This is a genomic window from Duganella radicis (genome assembly GCF_009720825.1).
GTDB lineage: Bacteria > Pseudomonadota > Gammaproteobacteria > Burkholderiales > Burkholderiaceae_D > Rugamonas > Rugamonas radicis.
The window spans coordinates 136,985-163,965 of record NZ_WNKY01000005.1; the positions used below are offsets into that span (position 1 = coordinate 136,985).

The window sequence follows — 26,981 nt, forward strand, 5'->3', positions numbered from 1 at the left end:
AGCCTAGCTTACCATAATCGCAACCTTTCTTACTGCGCTTCCGCTGCCTCCACGCGCGTTTGTACCAGTATCTTCTTGATCTCCGGGACGCAGGAACCGCAATTGCCGCCCGCTTTCAGGCAGGCCGTCACCTCCGGCACCGTCTTCAAATCCTTCTCGATGATGGCATTGCAGATGGTGTTGCGGCCGACGCCAAAGCAGGAGCACACGGTAGGACCGGTGTCGGCACCCTTCTCGACCGGCATGCCAACCAACAGGCCGACGCGGTCAATCTCGCTCAACTGCTCTCTGGCGAACAGGCTGGCCAGCCATGCGCGCGATGGCATGTCCTGGCGCGGCGAGACGAAGATGCACTGGTCGATGCGGTCATTCACCACGTGCACGGCGCGATACACGCCGGCGGTGCGGTCTTCGTACTCCAGCCAGTCGGCATCCAGATCTTCAACGCCCAGCAGCGCGCGCGCCCAGGCAGGATAGTCCTTGATGGTGTTGCGGCCGGCCAGTTCGTAGCGCGCGAATTCGCGGCCCTGAATACGGGTCCAATGCGCCACGCTGTCGAGATTCACTTCGGCGCGGCTCAGGATGAAGCCATGCCAGTTGACGCGGAACTGTTCCACACGCACCGGCGTGTGCTTGAATTCAGGCTCGCCGGACACCGGGTCCACCACCGGATTGACCACCGCGCCAACACGGGCGTCGGAGGCGGTCTGGCCGTTCCAGTGAATTGGAATGAACACGCTGCCGCGCGGGATGCCGCCGCCGTGCTGCACGCGCGCCACCATGGCGCCCCACTCGGAGGTGATGCGCGCCAGTTCACCCTCGCGCACACCGCTCAGCAGCGCGTCTTGCGGGTGCATGTCGACAAACGATTCGGCGATGTGGTCGGCCAGCGTGGCCGACTTGCCGGTGCGGGTCATGGTGTGCCACTGGTCGCGCACGCGTCCGGTGTTGAGCGACAGCGGGTAGTCCTCGCTGACGGCGTGCTTCGGTGCGCGCGGCGCGGTGGCGATGAAGCGCGCCTTGCCGTCCGGGTGGGCATACACATTGTCCTTGAACAGGCGGGTTTCCACTTGCAGCTCGCCGGAAGCGGTGCGGCGCACCGGCCACTGGGTCGGCTCCAGATCGTCGTACTCGCGCTGGTTCAGGCCGCCGAGGCCGGACATGTCGAAGGCGCGCGGCACGTCGCCGACGGCGTTGCGGAAGCCGCTCAGGCGCGCATGCTCATCGAACACATCGTGCTGGCCGCGGAAATCGAAACCGCTGTAGCCCATGCGCTGCCCGAACAACGACAGGATCTTCCAGTCCGGCAGCGCTTCGCCGGGAGCCGGCAGGAAGGCGCGCTGGCGCGAGATGCGGCGTTCGGAGTTGGTCACCGTGCCATCCTTCTCGCCCCATCCCAGCGCCGGCAACAGCACGTCGGCGTAGGCGGTGGTGTCGGTGTTCTGCATGATGTCGGAGGAGATCACCAGCTCGCACTTGTCCAGCGCGCGGCGCACCTGATCGGCGTCCGGCAGGCTGACGACAGGATTCGTCGCGATCACCCATACCGACTTGACCTTGCCTTCTTCGATGGCCTGGAACAGGTCCACCGCTTTCAGGCCGCCCTTGTCGGCCATGACAGGCGATTCCCAGAAAGTCTGCACCACCTCGCGGTGCTCGGCACGCTCCAGATCCATGTGCGCGGCCAGCATGTTGGCCAGGCCGCCCACTTCGCGGCCGCCCATGGCGTTCGGCTGGCCGGTGATGGAGAATGGTCCCATGCCCGGCTTGCCCAGACGGCCGCCGATCAGGTGGCAATTGATGATGGCGTTGGCCTTGTCGGTGCCGGCCGAGGACTGGTTCACGCCCATCGAATAGGCGGTAATGGTTTTGCGGGTGGAGGCGAACAGCTCGTAGAACTCCAGCAGCACCGGCAGTTCGATGCGGCAGATCTTCGCCACCACGGCCGGATCGGCGCAATCGGCATTGGCCACGTCCAGCGCGGCGTCAAAGCCGTTGGTGTGATTCTCGATGAAGCGCGGATCGACCGCGCCGATGCGCGACAGATAGCTCAGCAAGCCGTTGAACAGCCACACGTCGGTGCCCGCCTTGACCGGCAGGTGCAGATCGGCCAACTCGCAGGTGGCGGTGCGGCGCGGATCGATCACCACCAGTTTAAGCTCGGGACGCGCTTCCTTGGCTTTCAGGATGCGCTGGAACAGGATCGGGTGGCACCACGCGGTGTTGGAGCCCACCAGCACGATCATGTCGGCCAGTTCCAGATCGTCGTAGCAGACCGGCACCAGGTCTTCGCCAAAAGCCCGCTTGTAGCCCGCCACGGCGGACGACATGCACAGGCGCGAGTTGGTGTCGATGTTGGCGCTGCCGACGTAGCCCTTCATCAGCTTATTGGCGACGTAGTAGTCTTCGGTCAGCAGCTGACCAGAGACGTACAGCGCCACCGCATCGGGGCCATGTTCGGCGATGATGGTTTTCCACGCATCGGCCACTTTGCCGAGCGCTTCGTCCCACGAGGCGCGGCGCAGGCCATCGGTCTCGCGGATTTGCGGATACAGCATGCGGCCTTCCAGCCCCACGGTTTCGCCCAGTGCGGAACCTTTCACGCACAGGCGGCCCTTGTTCGCCGGGTGCAGCTTGTCGCCGGCGATGGCAATTGCGCCGTCGGCCAGCGGCGTGGCCTGCACACCGCAGCCTACGCCGCAGTATGCACAGGTGGTACGGATAGCCAGATGGTCGGTGGACAGGTTCAAGATGCTTCTCGCTTAAATCATGCGGCCCGGTTGGACAGGGCTTCGCCAAATAACAGGGTTTGCCGGATCGGCGTGATGTCGGCGCGATTCTGGATCAGGCCAAAGTACCACGGGCCGTCCTTCACATCGCCATACAGCACGGCGCCGGTGACGCGGTTGTCCTTCAATACCAGGCGCTTATAGACGCCGCGGCGGGCATCGCGCAGCACCAGGTCTTCGCTGCCTTCGCCGCCGATGAAATCGCCGACCGAATACAGGTCGACGCCGGTGACTTTCAGACGGGTCGGCGAGGTCGATTGTACATAACGGCGCACGCCGGCGCCGGCCAGGTGGGCGCCGCACACGCGGGCCTGATCCCAGATCGGCGCAACCAGGCCGAAAGTGGCGCTGCGGTGCTGCACGCATTCGCCCACGGCGTACACGCGCGGGTCGTAGGTTTGCAGCGTGTCGTCGACCACGATGGCGCGCTCGCAATGCAGCCCGGCCGATTTGGCCAGTTCGATGTTCGGACGCACGCCGGCGGTCATCACCACCAGATCAGCCGGAATCACGGTGCCGTCCTTGAAGCGCACGCCGGTCACGCGGTCGGGGCCGAGGATTTCTTCGGTCTGCGCTTCCATCATGAACTTGAGGCCTTTGGCTTCCAGCGCTTTTTGCAGCAGCAGCGCGGCAGGCTTGTCGAGCTGCTGGTTCATCAGTGCGTCGGTCACGTGCACCACGGTCACGGACATGCCCTGGCGTTGCAGGCCGTTGGCCGCTTCAAGGCCCAGCAGGCCGCCACCGATCACCACCGCGTTGCGGTGATTGCGCGCCATGGCCAGCATGGTCTCGACGTCCTGGATGTCGCGGAAGGCCAGCACGCCATCCAGCTTGTGACCCGGCACCGGGATGATGAAGGGCTTGGAGCCGGTGGCGATCAGCAGACGGTCGTAGCGCACTTCCAGCCCGGATTGCGCGCGCACGATGCGCTTGCGGCGATCGATGTGCACCACCGGGTCGCCGGCGTGCAGCGTGATGTTGTGCTGGACGTACCATTCGCGCGTGTTGAGCATGATGTCGTCGATGCTCTTCTCGCCCGCCAGTACCGGCGACAGCAGGATGCGGTTGTAGTTACCGTGCGGCTCGGCGCCGAACACGGTGATGTCGTACATATCCGGCGCCAGCTTGTACAGTTCTTCCACCGTACGCATGCCGGCCATGCCGTTGCCAATGACGACCAGCGCGGGTTTCATAAACCTACCCAGACTTTGCCGCCGTCGATGCGGGTCGGATAGGTGCCGACCGAGTGCTCGGGCGCTTCCAGGCATTCGCCGGTTTGCAGGTCGAAGTGCTGCTTGTAGATCGGCGAAGCAACCACAATGCGCTCGCCCAGCGAACCGACCAGACCGCGCGACAGCACGGAGGCTTCCGAGTTCGGATCGTAGTTATCGATGGCGAACACGCGCGGGCCGCCGTCGTCGACGTGGAACACCGCCACTTGTTCGTCGTTCAGCAGCGCGCACACGCCGGTGTTGGGCACGATGTCGTCCAGGTTGCAGACGGCGATCCAGTTATCGGTTTGAATATCACGGTGCATAATTTTCTCCTCAAGCTGCCTTGACTGCGATAGGGATAACGCGCTTGCGTTCTTCGATGGTGGCCGGGCGGATCTGGCCGCGTTCTTCCATGAACAGCACGTTCTGGTCGCTCTTGTCGCTGTTGACGAAGTGGCGGAAGCGTTTGCGGGTCTCCGGATTCTCGACCGCTTCTTTCCACTCGCAAGCGTAGGTGCTGACCACGTGCGCCATGTCGGCTTCCAGCTCGGCGGCGATGCCCAGCTTGTCGTTGATGATCACGTCTTTCAGGTAATCCAGGCCGCCTTCCATGTTTTCGCGCCAGGTGCTGGTGCGTTGCAGGCGGTCGCCGGTGCGCGCGTAGAACATCAGGAAGCGGTCGATGTACTTGATCAGGGTCGCTTTATCCAGCTCGGTGGCGATCAGTTCCGCGTGGCGTGGCTTCATGCCGCCGTTGCCGCACACGTACAGGTTCCAGCCTTTTTCGGTGGCGATCACGCCGACGTCCTTGCCCTGCGCTTCGGCGCACTCGCGGGTGCAACCGGATACGCCGAACTTGATTTTGTGCGGCGCGCGCAGGCCCTTGTAACGGTTTTCCAGTTCAACGGCCAGGCCGATGGAATCGTCCACGCCATAACGGCACCAGGTCGAGCCGACGCAGGACTTCACCGTGCGCAGCGACTTGCCGTAGGCGTGGCCGGATTCGAAGCCGGCGGCGATCAGTTCTTCCCAGATCAGCGGCAGTTGCTCAACGCGGGCGCCGAACATGTCGACGCGCGCGCCGCCGGTGATCTTGGTGTACAGGCCGTACTTCTTGGCCACCTGGCCGACCGCGATCAGGCCATCGGCGGTGACTTCCCCGCCCGGCATGCGCGGCACCACCGAGTAGGTGCCGTCCTTCTGGATGTTACCGAGGAAGTAGTCGTTGGTGTCTTGCAGGCTGGCGTGTTCCTTCTTCAGCACGAAGTCGTTATACACGGTCGCCAGGATGGAGGCGGTCAGCGGCTTGCAGACGTCGCAGCCCAGGCCCTTGCCATGCTTGTGCAGCAGGTCGCCGAAGGTTTTGATCTGGCCGACTTTGATCAGGTGGAACAGCTCCTGGCGCGAGTAGGCGAAGTGTTCGCACACATGGTTGTTCACCTCCATGCCCTGCTTCTTCATCTCGGCCTTCATCACTTGCGTGACGAGCGGCACGCAGCCGCCGCACGCGGTGCCGGCGGTGGTGCACGACTTCAGTTCGCCGATGGTGCAAGCGCCGTTCTGCACGGCGGCGCACAGCTGGCCCTTGGAGATGTTATTGCAGGAGCAGATCTGCGCCGAATCCGGCAGCGCATCCACGCCCAGCGCCGGCTTGGCCGCGCCATCCGATTGCGGCAGGATCAGGAACTCCGGCGATTCCGGCAGTTCGATCTTGTTCAGCATCATTTGCAGCAGGGTGCCGTATTCGGTGGCGTCGCCCACCATCACGCCGCCCAGCAGGTATTTGCCGCAGCTGGACACCACGATTTTCTTGTAGATCTGTTTGCGCTCGTCGATGAACTGGTAGGAATGGCTGCCTTCTTCCTTGCCGTGCGGGTCGCCGATCGATGCCACGTCCACGCCCATCAGCTTCAGCTTGGTGCTCATGTCGGCGCCGGCGAATTCCGCCGCTTCGCCCAGCATGTGCTTGACGGCGACGCGCGCCATCTCGTAGCCAGGCGCCACCAGGCCGAAGATCATGCCGCCCCACAGCGCGCACTCGCCGATGGCGTAGACGTGCGGGTCGGAGGTGACGCAGTTGTTGTTGATTTCAATGCCGCCGCGCGGGCCGATTTTCAGGCCGGCTTCCTTGGCCAGCATGTCGCGCGGGCGGATACCGGCCGAGAACACGATCATGTCGGCGTCCAGATGGCCGCCGTCGGCGAATTCCATGCGGTGGGTGCCGTCCACGCCATCGACGATGGCGGTGGTGTTTTTGCCGGTGTGGACGGTCACGCCCAGGTCTTCGATCTTACGGCGCAGCACACGGCCGCCGCCATCGTCCACCTGCACCGCCATCAGGCGTGGCGAGAATTCCACCACGTGGGTTTCCAGATTCATGTCGCGCAGGGCTTTGGCGCACTCGAGGCCCAGCAGGCCGCCGCCGATCACCACGCCGGTTTTCGAGCGCTTGCCGCATTCCAGCATGGCTTCCAGATCTTCGATGGTGCGGTAGACGAAGCAGTCCTTGCGGTCCTTGCCCGGCAGCGGCGGCACGAACGGGAAAGAGCCGGTGGCGATCACCAGTTTATCGTAAGGCAGGACATCGCCTTCGCCGGTGGTGACGGTTTTCGCCGCGGTGTCGATGGCGGTGGCGCGGGTGTTCAGGCGCAGCACCATGCCGTCGTTTTGTTCGAAGAAGCCCGGCTTCACCAGCGACAGGTCTTCGGCCGATTTACCGGAGAAGAATTCGGACAGGTGCACGCGGTCGTAGGCGGGGCGCGGTTCTTCGCACAGCACGGTCACCTGCACGTTGGCGGCGCCGCTATTGGCCAGGCTTTCCAGGAATTTGTGGCCTACCATGCCGTGGCCGATAACGATAATTTTCATGATGCTAGTCCTATTAAGCTGCCAGCTTGGTGGCGATTGCGGATTCTTCTACTGCGGCGGCGCTGAAACGCGCGGCCAGTGCGCACAGGGCGGAGATACCGACCAACACGCCGAGGATGCTCAGGGTTTGCTGCACATCGCCGGTACCCTTCATCAGGAAGCCGGCGGCGACCGCGCCCACATTGCCGCCGGCGCCGATGATGCCGGCCACGCCGCCCAGGGCGCGCTTGTCGACGAAAGGCACCACCGCGTAAGTCGCGCCGCAAGCCATGTGGGTGAACAGGCCGAAGAACAGCATGGCGCAGATGGCCAAGGTGGCGTTGCCGGCGTGGGCAAACATCAGCAGGCCGGCGCCTTCGCCCAGCATCAGCACGAACAGCAGGGTGACGCGGTTATTCAGGTTGCCGGCGGCGGCGAATTTGTCCGACACCCAGCCGCCCAGTGCACGGGCGAACAACGCCAGCAGACCAAAGGAGCCTGCCGCCATGCCGGCTTGGGCCAGCGTCAGCTTGAAGTGATCGACATAGTAGGTGGCGGCGATGTTGTGGATGAAGATCTCCACGCCGAAGCAGGCGCCGTAGGTGATGAACAGCAGCCATACGCGGTAGTTGGCGCCGGCCAGCTTGAACGACTCCCAGCCGCCTTTCTTGCCGCCGTCGATGGTGATGCCGGCGGCGCGCAGTTCGGTGAAGTTACCTTGCGGGCAATCTTGCGTGAAACGGTAGTACACGCCGGCCATGATGATCATCAGGACCCCCGGCACGATCAGGGCGGCGCGCCAGCCGAAGCCCTCGTTCACACCCAGCATGATCATGGCGGCCATCAGTAGCGGCATCAGCGCTTGCGCGGCGCCGCCGCCGGCATTGCCCCAACCCGCGGCGGCGGCGTTGGCGGTGCCCACCACTTTAGGCGCGAACATCACCGAGGTGTGGTACTGGGTGATGACGAAGCTGGCGCCGGCCGCGCCGATGGCGAGGCGGAAGAACAGGAAGCTTTCGTAGGTCTGTGCGAAGGCCACGCCGATCACCGGGATGGCGCCCAGCAGCAGCAGGCCAGTGTAGGCCTTGCGCGGGCCGAAGTGGTCGCACAGCGGGCCGATGATCAGGCGCACGATGATGGTGACGGCGACAGCGGCGATATTGATGTTGGCGATTTGCGCCGGGGTCAGGCCGAACTCGCCTTTAATCACCGGCATCAGCGGCGCGCAGGCGAACCACGCGAAGAAGCAGACGAAGAACGCCATCCAGGTCAAGTGGAACGCCCGCATCTGAGGCGTTGAAATCGAGAAGAGCTTGATGCTGGTAGCTTTGCTTGCCATTTTTTTATCCCATTCAGAAAACAAAAAGGCGCCCGCGCAACCACAGGCCAAGAGACCGGGTTGGGCGGACGCCGTTGTCCTGCCAGTCCGTCCTTGGACCAGCTGTGAATTCTTGTACTTCCGGGGATCGCCGTTGATCCCTTGCCCTATGCTTTGCAAGAGCTGTGCCAGCCCCGGAAAGGGGCCGGTCACAGAGGGAAATGACGGAAAAATGCGGGTTTGCGGGGAGTCAGTCAGAATGGTGCACTGCGATGTTGCGGTGCACCGTGCACGCTATCGGTGCGCAGCGGCGGTGCAAGCCTAGCCGGCGGCGGCCAGGGCGGCGGCGACCATTTCGTCGATCTCGCCGCTGATGTTGGAGAGGACGCCCGCCACCACCGCGAACTCCTTGCCGGCCTGTCCGGCGCGTGCCGCCACCACACGGGCGTTGAAGGCCACCATGCGCGCCTGGCGGTTGATGGTTTCAATATCCGTGATCACGCCGCGCAGCTGCTTTTTCATCAATCTTGCATGCAGCTTCGATTGTTCCTCGTAGATGGAGGTGATCTGGTTGAGGATGGCCAGCGTGGGCGTGGTGGTGCGCACCAGCTCCGCCAGCAGCGCGGCGCTGTCGCTGGCGTCGTTGGCGATCGCGCGCAGGGCGCGTTCGGCCAGGTCGGCAAAGGCGGTGATTTCACGGTCGCCTTGCAGCTTGCCGAAGTAAGCCTGCTCCAGCTCCGGACAGAACACGCCCGGCAGGCCGTCGCCATCGGTCAGCAGCGATTTGTGGGCGCCGCGGAACAGCGCCAGCGTCTCCTGCGCGATGGCCGCCGCGCCCTCCTGCTGCTGCGATGCCAGCACGGCGTACAGCACCAGCCGCTGCGAGGTGAAACGGCGACGCCCGGACAGGTTGATCAGGACGCCGAACACTTCTCCCGGCAGTGGCTTGCCGCCATGGGAACCGGCGGCGGGTGCGACAGGCGCGTGCATGTGCATCGTTTTCTCCTTGGGTTAAGCGGCTTTGGCGGGATGCGCTTGTTTCCGGTACAGGAACTCCAGCACCGCGGTGCGGTATTCCATGTACCTGGCATCCGACGCCAGCGCCACGCGGTCACGTGGACGCTCCAGCCGCACATCGACGATTTCGCCGATGGTGGCGGCCGGGCCGTTGGTCATCATGACGATGCGATCGGACAGCAGCACCGCTTCGTCGACATCGTGGGTCACCATCACCACTGTCGACTTGGTGGCGGCAACGATCTTCAACAGTTCGTCCTGCAAGTGGGCGCGCGTCAGGGCGTCCAGCGCACCGAAGGGTTCATCCATCAGCAGCACTTTCGGCTCCATCGCCAGCGCGCGGGCGATGCCGACGCGCTGCTTCATGCCACCGGAGATTTCATGCGGGCGCTTGGTCTCCGCATGCGTCAGGCCCACCAGCGCCAGCGCCGCCATGGTGCGTTCCTTGAGCTGCGCCTTGGTTTCAGCCGCGCCGAACACGCGCTCCACGCCAAGGTAGATGTTTTCGTAGCAGGTCAGCCACGGCAGCAGCGAGTGGTTCTGGAACACCACCGAGCGTTCCGGCGACGGGCCGGCGATCTCGCGGTTGGCGCATAGCAGCACGCCGTCGGTCGGCTTCAACAGGCCGGCGATCAGGTTGAGCAAGGTCGATTTGCCGCAGCCCGAGTGGCCGATCAGGGTGATGAATTCGCCCTTGGCCACTTTGAGGTCGATCTCACGCAGCGCGTGGAAGATGCCCTTTTTGGTGTGGAACACCATCTCCACGCCTTCGATATCGATGAATTTTGGATCGTCCATGACTGTGCTCCTTAGTTCGATACTTGTTCGTAGGTGAATGCACGGGCCAGCGCCATCAGCGCCTGCTCCAGCAGCAAGCCAACCAGGCCAATGGCGCCGATGGCGATGATGATGTGCGGGACGTTCAGGTTGTTCCACTCATCCCACACCCAGAAGCCGATGCCCACGCCGCCGGTCAGCATCTCGGCCGCGACGATCACCAGCCACGCGGTGCCGATCGACAGGCGCACGCCGGTCAGCACGAAAGGCAGCGCCGATGGCAGCAGGATCTTGGTCAGGATCTTCCATTCCGACAGATTGAGCACCCGCGCCACGTTCATGTAGTCCTGCGGCACGCGCTGCACGCCGATGGCGGTGTTGATAATCATCGGCCAGATCGAGCAGATGAAGATCGACCAGATGGCCGCCGGGTTGGCCGACTTGAACACCAGCAGGCCGATCGGCAACCACGCCAGCGGCGACACCGGTTTCAGCAGGCTGATAATGGGGCTGAACATGGCGCTGGCAAACTGCACGCGGCCGATCAGGAAGCCCAGCGGAATGCCCACCAGCGCGGCCAAGCCGAAGCCCACGCCCACACGCTGCAAGGAGGCCAGCAGGTTCCAGCCTATGCCCTGGTCGTTCGGGCTGTTGCGGTAGAACGGATCGGAGAACAGCTTGACCGCTTCTTCCAGCGTGGCGGCCGGCGTCGGGAAGGTGCTGTTCTTCACCGTGATGATTTGCCAGATCAGCACCAGCAAGGCGGCGCCCAGCAGCGGCGCGATGATTTTCAGCGCGGTGGCGGAGACTTGCTGGCGCACCCGTGTCGTTGAATTGGCGGCGAGCGGACGGCGTGGACGGCGTTCCGGCGCAGCGGGCGCGGCGGCTTCATTGGCGGCGATGGCGGCTGCCACCGGTTCGGCGCTATCAGGTTTGAGCATGGCATTCATGGCATCCTCCCGTCATCAGGCTTTGATCTTGAACGAGGCGGCGAACGCTTTCGGGTTCTTGCCGTCCCACACGGAACCATCCATCAGTTTCGACGAGCGCAGCGGGCTCTTGGGCACCGGCGTCTTGGTCATGGTGGCGGCGTCCTTGTACAGATCGATCTGATTGACGGCGGTGGCCACGGCCAGGTAATCCGGATCGTCCTTCAGCAAGCCCCAGCGGCGATGCTGGGTCATGAACCACATGCCGTCCGACAGGTACGGGAAGTTGACCGCGCCGTCGTTGTAGAACTTCATGTGATTCGGATCGTCCCAGGTCTTGCCCAGGCCATTCTGGTAGCGGCCCATGATGCGCTGGTCGATCGCATCCTTGCTGGTGTTGACGTAGGATTTATCGGCGATGGTTTCGGCCATCTTGTTCTTGTTGGCCAGCGAGGAGTCGATCCACTTGCCCGCTTCGAGAATGGCGGCCATCATGGCGCGGCAGGTGTTCGGATATTTTTTCGCGAATTCCAGGGTGGAGCCCAGCACCTTCTCCGGGTGGTCCTTCCAGATTTCCTGGGTGGTGACCGCGGTGATGCCGACGCCGTCCATAATGGCGCGGTGGCCCCATGGCTCGCCCACGCAGAAGCCGTCCATGTTACCGACCCGCATATTGGCCACCATCTGCGGCGGCGGCACGGTGATGACCTTGGCGTCCTTCATCGGGTTGATGCCGTTGGCGGCCAGCCAGTAGTACAGCCACATGGCGTGGGTGCCGGTCGGGAAGGTCTGCGCGAAGGTGTATTCGCGCTTATCGGTTTGCATCAGCCTGGCCAGCGAGGCGCCATCGACGCCGCCCTTGTCGGCGACTTTCTTGGACAGGGTGATGGCCTGGCCGTTGTTATTGAGGCTCATCAGCACGGCCATGTCTTTCTTCTGGCCGCCAATGCCCATCTGCACGCCGTACAGCAGGCCATACAGCACATGGGCCGCATCGAGGTCGCCATTGGCCAGCTTGTCGCGCACACCGGCCCACGAGGCCTCCTTGCTCAACACGAATTTGACGCCGTACTTCTTGTCGAAGCCCAGCACCGAGGCCATGACCACGGAGGCGCAGTCGGTCAGCGGGATGAAGCCGATCTTGATTTCTTCCTTCTCCGGCTTATCCGAACCCGCTGCCCACACACCACCCGTCGACAAACCCAACATACTTCCTCCCGCTACAAGACCTGCACCATGAATTATTTTTCTGCGTGTTGCGTTGACCGTTTCGTCCGTCTTTGGAGTACCTAGTTTTTTGTAGTTCATGGTGTTTCCCTTCTTGTAGTCGTCGATAACTAAGAGCCAAAAAAAAACGCCTACCCTCACGAAGCGAATTCATGATTGGTAGACGTCGTTGTCTGGTGGGCCCTACCGCCGTTGGCAGGACACATCCGCGCAGCATTGCGCTTGCATAGCGTTATGCAATGTCCGTGCCAGCGGATTTACAGGGGGAAAGGAGAGTTTTCGGGCAAAAAAAATGCACCGCTTTTGCGCGGTGCATCATTTTGGGCGGGCGCGGCGTTCCGGCTTAGCCCAACAGGTCTTCGACGTCGAGAATGCGCTGCGCCACTTCGGACAGCTTGAGGTTTTTGCTCATCGCCATGGAGCGCAGCTTCTGGTAGGCCTGCTCCTCGGTGAAGCGCTGGCGCTCCATCAGCAGGCCCTTGGCGCGCTCGATCACCTTGCGCTCGGCCAGCTTGCTCTTGGTGTCGGACAGCTCGTCCAGCAGCTTTTGCTCGCGCTTGAACTGGGCCAGCGCCACTTGCAGCACCGGTTTGATGCGCTCGCTTTGCAGGCCGGCCACGATGTAGGCCGAGACCCCGGCTTCGACCGCGGCTTCCATGCTTTCCGGGTCCTGGTCTTCGGTGAACATGACGATGGGGCGGCGCTCGTCGCGGGTGGCGATGACCACGTGCTCCAGCACGTCGCGCGCATCGGACTCGGCGTCGACGATGATCATGTCAGGCTGGAGCTGGGCGATGCGCTCCGGCAGATACATATCCGGCGGCAGCGAAGCGATGATGTCGTAGCCCGCCTCCAGCAGGCCGATGCGCAGCACCCGCGCGCGCTCGGCTTGCGCATGGAGCGACTCGTCATCCTCGTCATGGATGACGGTGTTGACGACGACGATACGCAAATTGGACATGGCCGGCTTACGCATGGGAGTGGGTTATGAGCCTGCTGCAAGCAAGAATCAAACCAGTAGTTTCGATGTGCATTTGCAGATTTTACGGCACAACGCGCCAATTCTGCCAGCACTCCCCTCGCCGTTGATTACCTTTGCATGCCCCAGCGCCGTATCGTCAGCGTTTCGAGTGGACGGAATACCACGTTGTCTACGAGCAACCCTATCAGGATGACGGCGGCCAGGCCGGCGAACACTTTATCGGTGTACAGCTCGTTGCGGTTCTGGAAGATGTACCAGCCGAGTCCGCCCTGCCCGGCGGTGGTGCCGAACACCAGTTCGGCCGCGATCAGGGTGCGCCAGGCAAAGGCCCAGCCAATTTTCAAGCCGGACAGGATGGACGGCAACGCGGCCGGCACCAGGATGTGCAGCACGAAGCGCAGGCCCGTGAGGCCGTAGTTGCGGCCGGCCATGCGCAGGGTGTCGGGCACCGACTGGAAGCCGGCATAGGCGCCCACCGCCAGCGGCCACAACACGGCGTGCACGATCACGAACAGCAGGCTGGCTTTGCCGAGACCGAACCAGAGCAGCGCCAGCGGCAGCAGGGCGATGGCCGGCAACGGGTTGAACATCGCGGTCAGGGTTTCCAGCAGGTCGCGGCCGGTGCGGGTGGAGGCCGCCAGCGCGGTCAGGGCGAAGGCGGCCAGGATGCCCAGCAGGTAGCCTTGCAGCAGGACGGTGAGCGAGACGCGCACGCGGTCCGGCAGCTCGCCGCTGGCCAGGCCTTGCACGAAAGCTTGTGCGGTTTGCAGGAAGGTCGGCAGCAGCAGGTCGTTGTTTTGCCAGCGGGCGATGGCTTCCCAAATCGCGGCCAGCAGGATGAGGATCACAGTCTTGCGCAGCCAGCCTTGCCGCCAGGCGCCGCGGGCCAGCGGCAGCGCGGGAGCGGGCGGACGCGGCGCCGCTGGCGTGACGGTATATTCGCGCTCCTGGCGGATCGGCGGATCGAGGACGAGGCTCATAGCGCCACCCCGCCGTCCCGGCGCAGGCCGGGCGGTACGCCGGTGCGGCCCAAGGTACACCTGGCGGCAGGGTCGGTGCCGAACAGCAGTCCGTGGATGCGCTGCGTGGCCGCCTGAAACTCCGCGCTGCCAGCGCTCACCAGATCGAACTGATGGCTATTCAACTCCGCCCTCACCTGCCCCGGATGCGGCGACAGCAGCAAGATCCGATTCCCCACCACCAGCGCCTCCTCAATCGAATGCGTGACAAACAACAGCGTAAAGCGCAGCTCTTCCCACAAACGTCCCAGCTCCTCCTGCATCTTGCGTCGCGTGAGCGCGTCAAGCGCGGCGAAGGGTTCATCCATCAACAGCATCTCCGGCTGCATGGCCAGCGCGCGCGCAATCGCCACGCGCTGCTTCATGCCGCCGGACAGTGTGTGCGGATGGGCATCCTCAAATCCGCCCAAGCCCACCTTGGCTATCCAGTGCATGGCCCGCTCGGCCGCCTCATGACGGCTCACGCGCTTGGTCATCAGCAGCGGGAACATGACGTTCTCCTTCACCGTCTTCCACGGCGGCAGCTGATCGAACTCCTGAAACACCACGATGCGATCCGGCCCCGGCCCGCGCACTTCGGCACCGTTGATGGCAATGCTGCCGCTGGCCGGCTTGATGAAGCCCGCCGCCGCCTTCAACAGGGAAGACTTGCCGCAACCCGAAGGCCCCAGCAGCACAAAGCGATCGCCGCGATACACATCGAAGCTGACATCGTGCGTGGCGCGCGTGCCGCCATACTCCAGGCTCACGCCCTCGGCGCGCAGCAGCGGCTGGATGCCACCGGTCGGGCTGACGATCTGCAAGCTCATGATCCAGCCGCAATCACGGGATCTTCAAAGAAGTAATCGCGCCAGCTGGCAGGCTGCTTCTTGATCGCGCCAACGCGGTACAGGAACTGTGCCAAGCCATAGGTGTTCTGCGGCGCGACGCTGAAATTCACCTGCGGATTCTTAATGATTTTCACCAGCAGATCACGATCCACCTTGGCCTTGCTGACGCGCAGATAGGTATCGGCCGCGCCTTCCGGATTTTTGGCGATGTACTGCGCCGCCTCCGCCAGCGCGGCGGTGAAGGCGCGATAGGTCTTCGGATTCTCGTTGCGGAACTTCTCGGTCGCATACAGCACCGTGGCCGAGCTGGGCCCGCCCAGCACATCGTAGGAATTCAGAATGATGCGCGCATTCGGATTCGCGGCCAGCTCCTGTTCCTGGAACGGCGGATTGCCAAAGTGGCCGTTGATCTCCGTACCGCCCGCAATGACGGCCGCCGCTGCGTCAGGATGCGGCAACGTCTGCGTGTACTTGTCGAGACGCGCAAACTCCTTGTCGCCCCACTGCCTGGCCGCCGCGTATTGCAGGATGCGCGACTGCACCGACACCGTCACCGCCGGCAGCGCAATGCGATCCTTCTCGCTCAGGTCCGCAATCGACTTCACCCTGGGATTGGTGCTGACGAGGTAGTACGGGAAGCTGCCCAGCGAAGCCACGCCCTTCACATTCTGCTTGCCATGGGTGCGGTCCCAGATCGTCAGCAGCGGGCCGACGCCGGCGCCGGCGATATCGATGGCGCCCGACAGCAGCGCATCATTCACCGCCGAGCCGCCCGACAACTGCAAGCGCTCCACCGTGATATCGACGCCCAATTTTTTCCCCTGCTTCTCGATCAGTTGCTGATCCTGCGCCACGTTGAGCAGCAGGTACACCACGCCGAACTGCTCGGCGATACGAATGCGTCCCTCGGCCTGCGCCGGCGCGGCGGCGGCGAGCGTCAAGGCGAGAACGGCGGCGGTCAATCTGAACATGGTTATCCTCTGTGAGTTACAGTGCGTTAGAAAGGCACCTCGCCTTCGATGGTGGTGCGATACAGCTTGCGGCGCAGATGATCCGGCGTGCCGCCGGCGAGATGCATCAGCGAGCGGTTGTCCCAGAACACCAGATCATGCGGCGCCCAGCGATGGCGATACACATGCTCCGGCTTCACGCTGTGCGCGAACAACTCGGCCAGCAGCGCGCGGCTCTCGTCTTCGGGCATGCCGACCATGCGGGTGGTGAAATGCTCGCTCACGAACAGCGCCTTGCGACCGGTCTCCGGATGCGTGCGCACCACCGGATGCACGACCGGCTTGACCTCATCGATCTGCGCCTGCGTCAGCGCCGGACGGAACGGACTGCGGCGGCGCAACTCCTCGTACTGCGCGAGATAACTATGCTCGGCACGCGCGCCGTGCACCGCATGACGCAGCGCGACCGGCAGCGTGTCGTAGGCGAGGTGCATATTGGCGAACAGCGCTCAGGCCCAGCGGCTGGCCGTTCTCGATGATATTGGAAATGATCAGCACCTCCGGATGGGAGGGCAGCTGGAAATTGCGCAGCACATGGATTTGCAGCGGCCCGAAACGGCGGCTGAAATCGACTTGCTGCTGCGGCGTGATGCGTTGATCGCGGAACACCAGCAGATGGTGATCCAGATGCGCCTTATGAATCCGCTGGAAGTCCCGCCGCGGCAGCGGGCGGTTCAGGTCCAGCCCCAGAATCTCCGCGCCCAACGGCGCATCAAACAACTCAACCTGAAAAGAATCCTGAAGAACGGCAGCCATGACACACTCTCTCGTAAAGATGTGCCATACAGTCTATGTCGCCGTTCTTATTTAGAAAACGAAGCTTATCCGATATCCTTATGCGGATAGTGCTCGTAGTAGTGAACGCAAACGCAATACCACCCGCTCTTCCACGCTTTCAAGATAGCGTAGAGGTTTTACCATTTCGGTCGTGAGCCTGTCGAAGTCTCGTTCGGTGATCTGTTTGAGTTTATTTAATGTGCTCGCACTTGCCACCTGCCGAATATCCAATCCTAACAAATAAACACCTGCCACATCAGGGTCACCATCGCCTGCTTCCAGAGCTTCATCGACCTCGTATATTCGGTCGAAATTTCCCGCATTGGCATAGTTATCCATGATAAATATGAGATCTTGCGCATCTTTAGGATTGTCTCTTCCACGATCTGACCAGGCGACTATCTTCAGGATCGCCAGTCCTGGTATTGAAACCACTTTTTGAACAAACCCATGAGAGAACTCCACTAATTCTGCTGCCGCGAGGACATCCTCGTAGCCCGCCACATTCATAATCGTCTTGAGATCAGGTGGCCAAGCTACCTCATCGGTGCCATTCGAGATCTCGCCGAAAGGAACCAAGTCGATGTGATAGTCGTATTCGCCGTCCGCGCCTTTATAGTAGAGGCGCTGCTTGGCCCTCACCCCATTCTTAAAGGTTCCGCGCGCAATAAGTCGTGCACGCAACGCTTCAAACTGATTCCAATCCTTCACTGCAACTGCGAAATCTACGTCGTGTGTCGCTCGCTTGATCTCAAGTCCGAACACATGCGTGAGAAGTACGTCACGCGCGGTTGCACCGACCAGCATGTGGGCTATTCCTTCTGCTTCGGCACCGATTGCGACCTCACGTAGAATCTCTATCGTGATCGGATCGACAGGACGGTCAGCGAGGATTGATCGTGGGCTCAATGAAGTTATCCTTAATTATGGTGGCAATTTCTTTTGCTCTCGGATCTAGCAAAGATAAAAGGTCGGAATACACCAGCAATGGAGGTACGATCCCAGGAACAGTTTCAATACCAGGCGACCAAAACTTCTCCAACACTTCAATCTGTCCTTCAGGATCAGGCCTCATGCGTATTGTCTTCGTAAGCACCTTGATTGCATTACGGATTTCCATTACATCTACATATATTGTTTGAGTAGACGGCTTCAAATTTGTGGACATCCTTGCTGCCGCCACTTCAGCTCCCCATGCTGCATGAAGGCCTCCAATATCTGTATTTTTCCACCAGTAGGGATCAGGACAACTGAATCGACGGCTGTTAAGCTTTGTACGGAGCGTAGTTGGGAAGTTAGCTACCCATTCGTCTACAAGGCGATTCGGTTCCAGAATTTTTCGGGTGTGCTTAGTACCAGTGAGGAGGTAGCCTCGCCGTTCCAAATCCTCCAACACGTTGTAAGCGGTACCTATCGCCACACCTGAGATTGCCGCGATCTCCTTGTATGTCGCATTAATGAGATCCGGCTCGCATAGCAAAGCAAAAATAACACGTAAGGCTGCTGCGTTTGTAAGGCCTTTGGGTGCTTTGGATAATTGCTGTCTGTGTGCGTTTTTTTCACCTACCGTAAAGACGAACAGACCTCTGCTCCTTAAGTAGGCGTTCCCGTGTGTATCGATGAACTGTAGGCCGACGGTCCGGCAGTACACAGCAAGCTCCTTGCTCATGTATTCAGTTACCAATATGAGTGGGGAGCTGATTTGTCTCGAACGGAGATCAATCTGGTCCAGCTGTATTTTTCGGTCGATCGCCGTTTTACATTCCACAATGTAATGATGGGTTTGCCCGTCCAGTATGAGATCCACAGAGGCATCTGCTTCATAGGCAACTCCGACCTTTGGATGGATCTCAACCACGGTACCTTGAATTTCGGTTTTTTCCCGTAGCGCGTCAAGAGCGTTGTAGAGCAAAGTCTGCTCCAATTCGTATGTCGGCTGATTCATTCAATTCCCCCTCGTTTTCACGATCCGTGAATTCTTCCATTTTATGAAAATATCACGTTATTTTCAATAAATTTAAAAATTCACGGAACGTGAAAATAACTAAAAATTGAATCCCCGTATATTAATGCAATTAGTCTCCATAGTTGGCTTCAAGAGGTCCTTATGACTCAAGCGCGACGGCAGGGGTAAGGATGTGGAGGGAACTTCGTCCAGCAGCGTGATCACGGAATGGAGGATAGGGCGAGCACCTGGGGAGGTAGCACCTCCTTGTAGCTGGTGCTCGCGCTGCGGGCAGCAATCCCGAGGGCATTGCTGCTTAACTTAAAGCGATCCATGTTGTCCTCCGTTAGATCGCTCTAATTTTAGGACAACTGGATCGGCCTAAAACTGTTCTTACGCGGTTTCGTATTTCGCCAGGCGTTGCTGCACCGCCGGGGCCAGCTGCTCCAGGGAGCTGACGGCGATGCCCATGTCTTGCAGCTTGCCGTCGTTGATGCCGTAGACCCAGCCGTGCACGGTCAGTTCCTGGCCGCGGTCCCAGGCGTCGCGCACGATGGTGGTTTGCACCACGTTGTTCACCTGCTCCACCACGTTCAGTTCGACCAGGCGCTCCGAACGCTTCTGCTCGTTGACCACGCTGCCCAGGTAGCGCTCGTGCTTCTGGTTGACGTCGTAGACGTGGCGCAACCAGTTGTCCACCAGGCCGACGCGGGTGCCGGTCATGGCGGCGTGCACGCCCTTGCAGCCGTAATGGCCGACGATGATCACGTGCTTGACCTTCAGCACCTCGATCGCGAACTGCAACACCGACAGGCAGTTCAGGTCGGAGTGCACCACCACGTTGGCGATGTTGCGGTGGACGAACACGTCGCCCGGCGCCAGGCCCAGCAGTTCATTCGCCGGCACGCGGCTGTCCGAGCAACCGATCCACAGGTATTCCGGCGCGGCCTGGTTGGCCAGGCGGTTGAAGAAGTCCGGGTCGCGTTCCACTTCCGATGCGGCCCATTTGCGGTTGTTCTCCAGCAGGTGACGCAGGGGGGATGTGCTGTTCTTCAGGCTTTCCATGATGCTCCTCTCGTACATAAGAAGACCGCCGGTCTGCTGAAAAGCAGCGCGGCGGTCTGGATATTACCGATTCAACGTGACAACTCAGTGACCCATTGATTACTCAAAAAAGTCCTTTACCTTGTCGCGCCAGGTTTTCGTCTGTGGGCTGTGCTTGGCGCCGCCTTCGGTGGTCGACTTCTCAAACTCGCGCAGCAGTTCCTTCTGCTTCTCGGTCAGCTTGACCGGGGTCTCGACCGCCACGTGGCAGAACAGATCGCCGGCGAAGCCGGAACGCACGCCCTTGATGCCCTTGCCTTTCAGGCGGAAGGTCTTGCCCGACTGGGTACCCTCGGGGATCGTAAACGCTACTTTACCAGACAAGGTCGGCACCTCGATTTCGCCGCCCAACGCCGCCTTGGCGAAGGAAATCGGCATTTCGCAGTGCAGGTCGTCGCCTTCGCGCTGGAACACGCTGTGCGGCTTGATGTGGATTTCCACGTACAAGTCGCCCGACGGACCGCCATTGGTGCCCGGTTCGCCGTTGCCGGACGAGCGGATACGCATGCCGTTGTCGATACCAACCGGGATCTTCACTTCCAGCGTCTTGTTGCGCTTGATGCGGCCCTGGCCCGAGCACGCGGCGCATGGCTCGGGAATGATCTTGCCGGTGCCATGGCATTTCGGGCAGGTCTGCTGGATGCTGAAGAAGCCCTGCTGCATGCGCACCTGGCCGTGGCCGGCGCAGGTCGAGCAGGTCACCGGCGAGGTGCCCGGCTTGGCGCCGGAACCGTGGCAGGTGTCGCACTTGTCCCACGACGGCACGCGGATGGTGGTGTCGAAGCCGTGCGCGGCCTGTTCCAGCGTGATCTCCAGGTTGTAGCGCAGGTCGGCGCCACGGTACACCTGCGGGCCCTGGCTGCGGCCGCGGCCGCCGCCGAAGATGTCGCCAAAGATGTCGCCGAAGGCATCGCCGAAACCGCCGCCGCCAAAGCCGCCACCGCCGCCCATGTTCGGATCGACGCCGGCGTGACCGTAGCGGTCATACGCCTCGCGCTTCTCTGGATTGGTCAGCATCTCGTAGGCTTCTTTGACTTCCTTGAATTTCTCTTCCGCGTCCTTGCTGTCCGGATTGCGGTCCGGATGGTACTTCATAGCCAGTTTGCGATAGGCCTTCTTGATCTCGTCCTCGGAGGCGCTCTTTGCAACACCGAGTACTTCGTAGAAATCACGCTTTGCCATGTTGTCGTAACCTTGCTTATATTCTGTACTGATTTATGCGAAAAAGCCGAGCCGGCGGCGCTGCCACACGACTCGGCTGGCCAAACCCGCTTGCGCGGGGATGGCGATTACTTGCTGTCTTTGACTTCCTTGAAGTCGGCGTCGACCACGTCGTCCTGCGGCTTGGCCTGCTCGGCGCCGGCGCCCGGGGCCGCGCCACCTTCGGCGCCGCCAGCGGCTTGCTGGGCTTGCATGTCAGCATACATCTTCTCGCCCAGCTTCTGCGAGGCGGTCGACAGGGCAGCCACCTTGGCGTCGATCTCGGCCTTGTCGCCCGACTTGATCGAGGCTTCCAGGTCGTTGATCGCCGCTTCGATCTTCTCTTTCTCGCCGCCTTCCAGCTTGTCGCCGTATTCGGTCAGCGACTTGCGGGTCGAGTGCACCAGCGCGTCGGCCTGGTTGCGCGACTCGGCCAGTTCCTTCACTTTCTTGTCTTCCTCGGCGTTGACTTCGGCGTCCTTCACCATTTTCTGGATTTCCGCTTCGGTCAGGCCCGAGTTGGCCTTGATCGTGATCTTGTTCTCTTTGCCGGTGGCCTTGTCCTTGGCGCCCACGTGCAGAATGCCGTTGGCGTCGATGTCGAAGGTCACTTCGATCTGTGGGGTGCCGCGTGCCGCTGGCGGGATGCCTTCCAGATTGAATTCGCCCAGGCCCTTGTTGCCGGCCGCGATTTCACGCTCGCCCTGGTAGACCTTGATGGTCACCGCTGGCTGGTTGTCGTCGGCGGTCGAGAACACTTGCGAGAACTTGGTCGGGATCGTGGTGTTCTTGTGGATCATCTTGGTCATCACGCCGCCCAGGGTTTCGATGCCCAGCGACAGCGGGGTCACGTCCAGCAGCAGCAGGTCTTTGCGCTCGCCCGACAGCACCGAACCTTGAATCGCCGCGCCAACCGCGACCGCTTCGTCCGGGTTCACGTCCTTGCGTGGGTCCTTGCCGAAGAACTCCTTGACCTTTTCCTGCACCTTGGGCATGCGGGTCATGCCGCCGACCAGGATGATGTCGTCGATGTCCGTCACCTTCACGCCCGCGTCCTTGATGGCGGTGCGGCATGGCTCGATGGTGGCGTTGATCAGTTCCTCCACCAGCGCTTCCAGCTTGGCGCGGGTGATCTTCAGGGTCAGGTGGACCGGTGCGCCGTTCGCCATGGCGATGTACGGCTCGTTGATTTCGGTCTGCGCCGACGACGACAGTTCGATCTTCGCGCGCTCGGCCGAAGCCTTGATGCGTTGCAGGGCGATCGGATCTTTTTTCAGGTCCAGGCCGTTGATCTTCTTGAACTCTTCGATGATGTAGTCGATCACGCGCTGGTCGAAGTCTTCGCCGCCCAGGAAGGTGTCGCCGTTGGTCGACAGCACTTCGAACTGCTTCTCGCCATCGACGTCGGCGATTTCAATGATCGAGACGTCGAAAGTACCGCCGCCCAAGTCGTACACGGCGATCTTGCGGTCGCCCTTTTCCGACTTGTCCAGGCCGAAGGCCAGGGCTGCCGCGGTTGGTTCGTTGATGATGCGCTTGACGTCCAGGCCAGCGATACGGCCGGCGTCTTTGGTGGCCTGGCGCTGCGAGTCGTTGAAGTACGCAGGCACGGTGATGACGGCCTCGGTGACTTCTTCACCCAGGTAGTCTTCCGCGGTTTTCTTCATCTTGCGCAGCACTTCGGCCGAGATTTGCGGTGGCGCCAGTTTCTTGTCGCGCACGCTGATCCAGGCGTCGCCGTTGTCTGCCTTGGTGATGGCGTAAGGCATCAGGCCGATGTCCTTCTGCACTTCCTTCTCGTCGAACTTACGGCCGATCAGGCGTTTGACCGCGAACAGGGTGTTTTTTGGGTTGGTCACGGCCTGGCGTTTCGCCGGTGCGCCGACCAGGATTTCACCATCTTCTTGATAAGCAATGATAGATGGCGTCGTGCGCGCGCCTTCGGCGTTTTCGATGACCTTAGGCTGGCCGTTTTCCATGACGGAAACGCAGGAGTTGGTGGTTCCCAAATCGATACCGATAATACGACCCATGATTTTATTCCTTATTTGCTAAAGTTCAGATGGTACTAATATGTGGAAAAACTCTGTCGTTTCAAGAGCTTAAAATTACTTCGCTTGCGCCGCGGTGACGATGGCCGGACGCAGCAGGCGGTCGGCGATCATATAACCTTTTTGCAGCACAGCAACAACGGTATTGGCTTCCTGCTCGGCAGGCACCACGGCCACGGCCTGGTGCTTGTTCGGGTCCAGCTTCTCGCCCTGCGCCGGTTCGATGGCGATCAGGCGGTTGCGCTCGAAGGCCGAGGACAGCTGTTTCAGCGTCATTTCCACGCCTTCTTTCAGCGATTCCACGGTGGGCGTGTCGACTTTCAGGGCCATTTCCAGGCTGTCCTTGACCGGCACCATGGCTTCGGCAAAGCTTTCGACAGCGAATTTATGGGCCTTGGCCACATCTTCCTGGGCGCGGCGGCGGATGTTTTCACCGTCGGCTTTGGCGCGCATGAAGGCGTCGTGCATTTCAGCCAGTTTGGCTTCGGTGGCGGCCAGCTGTTCTTCCAACGATGGGCCGGTTTCCGGGGTCGATGGTGGGGCCGACGCAGCGGCTTCGGCCGCCTCTGGATTAGGTGGTACGGCTTGGTTTTCCTGATCTTGCATCTAAAGACTCCTACAATCGTATTTGTTTGACATTACTTTTGTTACCGCTGTGGCAGCAAATGGGGCAATAACCTACGATTTCAAGGGTTTATTTGCCTGCCATTTCGACAAGGTTAAGCTTGCATCAGGCGGCTATTTTAACAGGCTGGCACTCGTCACCCGCAAGTGCTGATTGTCGGGTGACGGTGGGATGGTGGCGGGATTGTTGCGTTTCAGTCAGATGCGCCCAGTTGCAGGGCGACGGCGCGGCCGGCTTCGGCGTCTTTTTTCAGCGCCTCGCGCTGCGACGGCGCCAGCTGCGTCGGCCAGCCGATGATGTGCTGTTCGGCAATCTCGGCCAGCGCGGCGATCCAGGCCGGCGATTCGTTCAGGCAAGGGATGTAATGGAACCCGGCCCCTTGGGCGCCGCCGTTGCTTTCGAATTCATGGCGCACTTCCATGCTGATTTCCTCCAGCGTTTCCAGGCAGTCGGCGATGAAGCCGGGGCAGATCACGTCCACACGGCGCACGCCGTCGCGCGCCAGCTGGGCCACGGTCGGCGCGGTGTAAGGTTGCAGCCACTCGGCCTTGCCGAAGCGCGACTGGAAGGTGACGACGTACTCGTCCGGTTTCAGCTTGAGGGCGGCGGCCAGCAGGCGCGCGGTTTTCAGGCATTCGCAGTGGTAGGGATCGCCCAGCATCAGGGTGCGCTTGGGTACGCCGTGGAAGGACATCACCAGCTTTTCCGGCTTGCCGTGCTGTTCCCAGTGGTTGAGCACGGAGTCGCGCAGGGCGCGGATATAGCCGTCGTGGTCGTGGTAGTTGCGCACGAAGCGCAGCTCCGGGATGTTGCGCACGCTGCCGTAATGCTGGAACACGGCATCGTAGATGGAGCCGGTGGTGGTGCCGGAGTATTGCGGATAGGCCGGCAGCAGCAGGATGCGGTCGGCGCCGTCCTGCTTCAGCTTGGACAGCACTTCCGGCAGCGACGGCGAGCCGTAGCGCATGGCCACGGCGACGGTCAGGTCCTGATGGCCGCGTTCGCCGAGCGCGGCGCGCAGGCCGAGCGCCTGGGCGTCGGTATGGGTGCGCAGCGGCGAGCCTTCGTTGGTCCAGATGGTGGCGTATTTTTTCGCCGACTGGCCGGAGCGGAACGGCAGGATGATCAGGTTGAGGATGAACCACCAGATCACACGGGGAATCTCGACCACGCGCGGGTCGGACAGGAACTGCTTGAGATAGCGGCGCACGGCGGAAGCAGTCGGCGCATCGGGCGTACCGAGGTTGACCAGCACGATGGCGCTGCGGCCAACATTGCCGTGCTTGTGCGGAGGTTCTTTTTGGAAGGTCATGAATGGCTAAAGGGGAATACCGTTAGCCGTTATCTTAATGCATAAGCCTGATTGCCGCGACGGCAACGCCGCCCATGACCGTGGTCATTCCAAAAGCGGCAAAAATAAACCATTCCACCATTCGAACTTCCAATTGATAAATGTCCGTTCGAAGACCGGCAATCTCCTCTCTTGTAGCCATGCGCAACTCCATACCGCTAAGCTGTGTTTCAATGCGCACAAGCCGCTGCTTCGTGTCATCTGCGAAAGCTTCTTGCTTCTCAAACCGTTGCTCTGTTTCCATCATCGCCTCCCCTTGTAAAAAAGGGCAATGATCAATCTTAATCCTTTTAATGCACGCTGGTCTGATCTATATCAAGAGGCGAGCAGCTCGCGGGCGTGTTTGCGGGTGGTGGCGGTGATTTCCAGGCCGCCCAGCATGCGGGCGATTTCTTCCACGCGGGATTTGGCATCCAGCACGTCGATGCGCGAGGCGGTTTTGCCGTTGTCCAGCGTGCCCTTGGCCACCTGGAAGTGCTGGCCCGCCTGGCTGGCCACCTGCGGCAAGTGCGTCACGCACAGCACCTGGCGCTCCTGTCCCAGCCGGCGCAGCAGGCGGCCCACCACTTCCGCTACGCCGCCGCCGATGCCGCTGTCCACTTCATCGAAGATCAGGGTCGGCACCGTGGTCGCGTTCGAAGTGATCACTGAAATCGCCAGCGAAATGCGCGCCAGTTCGCCGCCCGACGCCACCTTGGCCAGCGGGCGCGCCGCCACGCCCGCGTGGCCGGCCACCAGGAATTCCACCTGCTCCAGACCGTACGCCGCCGGCTCGCACGCATTCAGCGCCACTTCGAAACGGCCGCCCGTCATGTTCAACTCCTGCATGGCCTTGGTGACCGCGTCACCCAGCTGCCGGGCGGCGCGCACGCGCGCGGCCGACAGCTTGCCCGCCTCCGCCATGTAGGCCGACTTCAATTTCTCTTCCTGCTTGCGCAAGCCTTCCAGATCAGTGGCGTCGGCCAGCTGCGACAGGCGCGTGGCCAGCTTGGCGTGTTCCTGCGGCAGCTCATCTTCCGGCACGCGGAACTTGCGCGCGGCCGAATGGATGGCGTCCATGCGCGCCTCCACCGTGCGCAGGCGCGCCGGGTCGAGATCCACGCGGTCCAGATAATCGTTGAGCGCATACACCGCTTCCTGCAACTGGATGCGCGCCGGCTCGATCAGGTCCACGATCGGCTGCAAGCCGCTGTCGATATCGGCCAGCTTGCCCAGCTTCTGGTTCAACGACGACAGCTGCGACAGGATCGGATGATCCTCCGCCTCCGAAATCGCCGCCAGCGCCTCCTGCGCGCCCTCCATCAGACTGGCGGCGTGCGACAGGCGGCTTTGCTCGTTGCTGACCTCCGCCCACTCGCCCGGCTGGACCGCCAGCTTTTCCAGCTCATTGACCTGCCACTCCAGCCGCTCGCGCTCGTACAGCACGTTGGCGGCATTGGTCTCGAATTCCTCCAGCTGCCTGGCCAGCGCGCGCCACGCCTTGTAGGCCGCCGACACCGCGCGCGCCTCGCCGCCGGCGCCGGCCTGGCCGTCCAGCAGATCGCGCTGCGCCTCGGTCTTCATCAGCGACTGGTGCGCGTGCTGGCCGTGAATGTCGACCAACAGGTCGCCCAGCTCGCGCAGCTGCGACGCCGTGGCGGCGACGCCGTTGATGTAAGCCTTGCTGCGGCCGGCGTTGTCGATCACGCGGCGCAGCAGCGCGCCGCCCTCTTCCACCGCGAACTCATGCGCCGCCAGCCAGTCGCACGCCTGCTCGCTGAGCGCGAAATCGGCCGTGATATCGGCCTTGGCCGCGCCCTCGCGCACCACGCTGGCGTCGCCGCGTCCGCCCAGCGCCAGCGTCAACGCATCGATCAGGATCGACTTGCCGGCCCCGGTCTCGCCGGTGAACACGGTGAAGCCGGCGGAAAATTCCAGTTCTATCGTATCGACGATAACGAAATCACGGATGGACAGGGTGCGCAGCATG

22 protein-coding genes and 1 pseudogene are annotated in these 26,981 nt (G+C 61.7%); all 23 read right to left on the reverse strand.

The window, feature by feature from the left end; translation table 11 throughout:
- Positions 1-29: 29 nt before the first annotated feature.
- A complete protein-coding gene (locus GM676_RS07835) occupies positions 30-2,750 on the reverse strand; it encodes a nitrate reductase (protein WP_155462963.1) in 2,721 nt (906 codons plus the stop codon).
- 17 nt (positions 2,751-2,767) lie between these two features.
- A complete protein-coding gene (locus GM676_RS07840) occupies positions 2,768-3,982 on the reverse strand; it encodes an NAD(P)/FAD-dependent oxidoreductase (protein WP_155462964.1) in 1,215 nt (404 codons plus the stop codon).
- Positions 3,979-4,326: a nitrite reductase small subunit NirD gene (gene nirD, locus GM676_RS07845; RefSeq protein ID WP_155462965.1), complete on the reverse strand. Its 348-nt coding sequence runs from the start codon at positions 4,324-4,326 to the stop codon at positions 3,979-3,981. Before nirD ends, GM676_RS07840 begins: the two co-directional genes overlap by 4 nt.
- A 10-nt stretch (positions 4,327-4,336) precedes the next feature.
- Complete coding sequence (nirB, locus tag GM676_RS07850; RefSeq protein WP_155462966.1) at positions 4,337-6,871, reverse strand: nitrite reductase large subunit NirB; 2,535 nt, start codon at positions 6,869-6,871, stop codon at positions 4,337-4,339.
- Between the two features lie 13 nt (positions 6,872-6,884).
- Positions 6,885-8,189: an MFS transporter gene (locus GM676_RS07855; RefSeq protein ID WP_155462967.1), complete on the reverse strand. Its 1,305-nt coding sequence runs from the start codon at positions 8,187-8,189 to the stop codon at positions 6,885-6,887.
- A gap of 300 nt (positions 8,190-8,489) precedes the next feature.
- On the reverse strand, positions 8,490-9,164 hold the full coding sequence (locus tag GM676_RS07860) for a methyl-accepting chemotaxis protein (RefSeq protein WP_170304248.1): 675 nt from the start codon (positions 9,162-9,164) through the stop codon (positions 8,490-8,492).
- A gap of 15 nt (positions 9,165-9,179) precedes the next feature.
- Positions 9,180-9,983 carry an ABC transporter ATP-binding protein gene (locus tag GM676_RS07865; protein WP_155462968.1) on the reverse strand — a complete coding sequence of 268 codons (804 nt, stop codon included), beginning with the start codon at positions 9,981-9,983 and terminating at the stop codon, positions 9,180-9,182.
- Between the two features lie 11 nt (positions 9,984-9,994).
- Positions 9,995-10,912 carry a nitrate ABC transporter permease gene (gene ntrB, locus GM676_RS07870; protein ID WP_155462969.1) on the reverse strand — a complete coding sequence of 306 codons (918 nt, stop codon included), beginning with the start codon at positions 10,910-10,912 and terminating at the stop codon, positions 9,995-9,997.
- Positions 10,913-10,927: 15 nt separating this feature from the next.
- On the reverse strand, positions 10,928-12,100 hold the full coding sequence (locus tag GM676_RS07875; RefSeq protein WP_155462970.1) for a CmpA/NrtA family ABC transporter substrate-binding protein: 1,173 nt from the start codon (positions 12,098-12,100) through the stop codon (positions 10,928-10,930).
- 361 nt (positions 12,101-12,461) lie between these two features.
- Positions 12,462-13,079, reverse strand: a complete 618-nt coding sequence (locus GM676_RS07880; protein WP_155462971.1) for an ANTAR domain-containing response regulator — start codon at positions 13,077-13,079, stop codon at positions 12,462-12,464.
- Positions 13,080-13,207: 128 nt separating this feature from the next.
- Positions 13,208-14,080 (reverse strand): ABC transporter permease, encoded by an 873-nt coding sequence (locus GM676_RS07885; RefSeq protein ID WP_155462972.1) that lies wholly within the window; start codon positions 14,078-14,080, stop codon positions 13,208-13,210.
- A complete protein-coding gene (locus GM676_RS07890) occupies positions 14,077-14,928 on the reverse strand; it encodes an ABC transporter ATP-binding protein (protein ID WP_155462973.1) in 852 nt (283 codons plus the stop codon). Before GM676_RS07890 ends, GM676_RS07885 begins: the two co-directional genes overlap by 4 nt.
- The gene (locus tag GM676_RS07895) at positions 14,925-15,920 is read right to left on the reverse strand and encodes an ABC transporter substrate-binding protein (protein WP_155462974.1); all 996 of its coding nucleotides are present in this window, start codon (positions 15,918-15,920) and stop codon (positions 14,925-14,927) included. Before GM676_RS07895 ends, GM676_RS07890 begins: the two co-directional genes overlap by 4 nt.
- Before the next feature lie 26 nt (positions 15,921-15,946).
- Positions 15,947-16,715 (reverse strand): annotated as a pseudogene (locus tag GM676_RS07900) (TauD/TfdA dioxygenase family protein).
- A gap of 78 nt (positions 16,716-16,793) precedes the next feature.
- Positions 16,794-17,645, reverse strand: coding sequence for a nucleotidyl transferase AbiEii/AbiGii toxin family protein (locus tag GM676_RS07905; protein WP_155462975.1), 852 nt, complete (start codon positions 17,643-17,645; stop codon positions 16,794-16,796).
- Complete coding sequence (locus GM676_RS07910; RefSeq protein ID WP_155462976.1) at positions 17,620-18,681, reverse strand: type IV toxin-antitoxin system AbiEi family antitoxin; 1,062 nt, start codon at positions 18,679-18,681, stop codon at positions 17,620-17,622. Before GM676_RS07910 ends, GM676_RS07905 begins: the two co-directional genes overlap by 26 nt.
- A 393-nt stretch (positions 18,682-19,074) precedes the next feature.
- On the reverse strand, positions 19,075-19,746 hold the full coding sequence (gene can / locus GM676_RS07915) for a carbonate dehydratase (protein ID WP_155462977.1): 672 nt from the start codon (positions 19,744-19,746) through the stop codon (positions 19,075-19,077).
- Between the two features lie 99 nt (positions 19,747-19,845).
- Positions 19,846-20,967, reverse strand: coding sequence for a molecular chaperone DnaJ (dnaJ, locus tag GM676_RS07920; RefSeq protein WP_155462978.1), 1,122 nt, complete (start codon positions 20,965-20,967; stop codon positions 19,846-19,848).
- 107 nt (positions 20,968-21,074) lie between these two features.
- Complete coding sequence (gene dnaK, locus GM676_RS07925; RefSeq protein WP_155462979.1) at positions 21,075-23,018, reverse strand: molecular chaperone DnaK; 1,944 nt, start codon at positions 23,016-23,018, stop codon at positions 21,075-21,077.
- A gap of 75 nt (positions 23,019-23,093) precedes the next feature.
- On the reverse strand, positions 23,094-23,642 hold the full coding sequence (grpE, locus tag GM676_RS07930; RefSeq protein WP_155462980.1) for a nucleotide exchange factor GrpE: 549 nt from the start codon (positions 23,640-23,642) through the stop codon (positions 23,094-23,096).
- A gap of 212 nt (positions 23,643-23,854) precedes the next feature.
- Positions 23,855-24,973 carry a ferrochelatase gene (hemH, locus tag GM676_RS07935; protein WP_155462981.1) on the reverse strand — a complete coding sequence of 373 codons (1,119 nt, stop codon included), beginning with the start codon at positions 24,971-24,973 and terminating at the stop codon, positions 23,855-23,857.
- Positions 24,974-25,007: 34 nt separating this feature from the next.
- Positions 25,008-25,259, reverse strand: coding sequence for a hypothetical protein (locus GM676_RS07940; protein WP_170304249.1), 252 nt, complete (start codon positions 25,257-25,259; stop codon positions 25,008-25,010).
- A 68-nt stretch (positions 25,260-25,327) separates the two neighbouring features.
- Positions 25,328-26,980 (reverse strand): DNA repair protein RecN, encoded by a 1,653-nt coding sequence (gene recN / locus GM676_RS07945; RefSeq protein ID WP_155462983.1) that lies wholly within the window; start codon positions 26,978-26,980, stop codon positions 25,328-25,330.
- Position 26,981: the final 1 nt, after the last annotated feature.

Coding starts and splice junctions, on each gene's coding strand:
- dnaJ (WP_155462978.1), bottom strand. CDS start 20,967: ATGGCAAAGCGTGATTTCTACGAAGTACTCGGTGTTGCAAAGAGCGCC.
- GM676_RS07890 (WP_155462973.1), bottom strand. CDS start 14,928: ATGAGCTTGCAGATCGTCAGCCCGACCGGTGGCATCCAGCCGCTGCTG.
- GM676_RS07940 (WP_170304249.1), bottom strand. CDS start 25,259: ATGATGGAAACAGAGCAACGGTTTGAGAAGCAAGAAGCTTTCGCAGAT.
- dnaK (WP_155462979.1), bottom strand. CDS start 23,018: ATGGGTCGTATTATCGGTATCGATTTGGGAACCACCAACTCCTGCGTT.
- GM676_RS07895 (WP_155462974.1), bottom strand. CDS start 15,920: ATGTTCAGATTGACCGCCGCCGTTCTCGCCTTGACGCTCGCCGCCGCC.
- GM676_RS07880 (WP_155462971.1), bottom strand. CDS start 13,079: ATGTCCAATTTGCGTATCGTCGTCGTCAACACCGTCATCCATGACGAG.
- ntrB (WP_155462969.1), bottom strand. CDS start 10,912: ATGAATGCCATGCTCAAACCTGATAGCGCCGAACCGGTGGCAGCCGCC.
- GM676_RS07860 (WP_170304248.1), bottom strand. CDS start 9,164: ATGCACATGCACGCGCCTGTCGCACCCGCCGCCGGTTCCCATGGCGGC.
- can (WP_155462977.1), bottom strand. CDS start 19,746: ATGGAAAGCCTGAAGAACAGCACATCCCCCCTGCGTCACCTGCTGGAG.
- GM676_RS07855 (WP_155462967.1), bottom strand. CDS start 8,189: ATGGCAAGCAAAGCTACCAGCATCAAGCTCTTCTCGATTTCAACGCCT.
- nirD (WP_155462965.1), bottom strand. CDS start 4,326: ATGCACCGTGATATTCAAACCGATAACTGGATCGCCGTCTGCAACCTG.
- GM676_RS07910 (WP_155462976.1), bottom strand. CDS start 18,681: ATGAATCAGCCGACATACGAATTGGAGCAGACTTTGCTCTACAACGCT.
- GM676_RS07875 (WP_155462970.1), bottom strand. CDS start 12,100: ATGTTGGGTTTGTCGACGGGTGGTGTGTGGGCAGCGGGTTCGGATAAG.
- GM676_RS07865 (WP_155462968.1), bottom strand. CDS start 9,983: ATGGACGATCCAAAATTCATCGATATCGAAGGCGTGGAGATGGTGTTC.
- recN (WP_155462983.1), bottom strand. CDS start 26,980: ATGCTGCGCACCCTGTCCATCCGTGATTTCGTTATCGTCGATACGATA.
- nirB (WP_155462966.1), bottom strand. CDS start 6,871: ATGAAAATTATCGTTATCGGCCACGGCATGGTAGGCCACAAATTCCTG.
- grpE (WP_155462980.1), bottom strand. CDS start 23,642: ATGCAAGATCAGGAAAACCAAGCCGTACCACCTAATCCAGAGGCGGCC.
- hemH (WP_155462981.1), bottom strand. CDS start 24,973: ATGACCTTCCAAAAAGAACCTCCGCACAAGCACGGCAATGTTGGCCGC.
- GM676_RS07885 (WP_155462972.1), bottom strand. CDS start 14,080: ATGAGCCTCGTCCTCGATCCGCCGATCCGCCAGGAGCGCGAATATACC.
- GM676_RS07840 (WP_155462964.1), bottom strand. CDS start 3,982: ATGAAACCCGCGCTGGTCGTCATTGGCAACGGCATGGCCGGCATGCGT.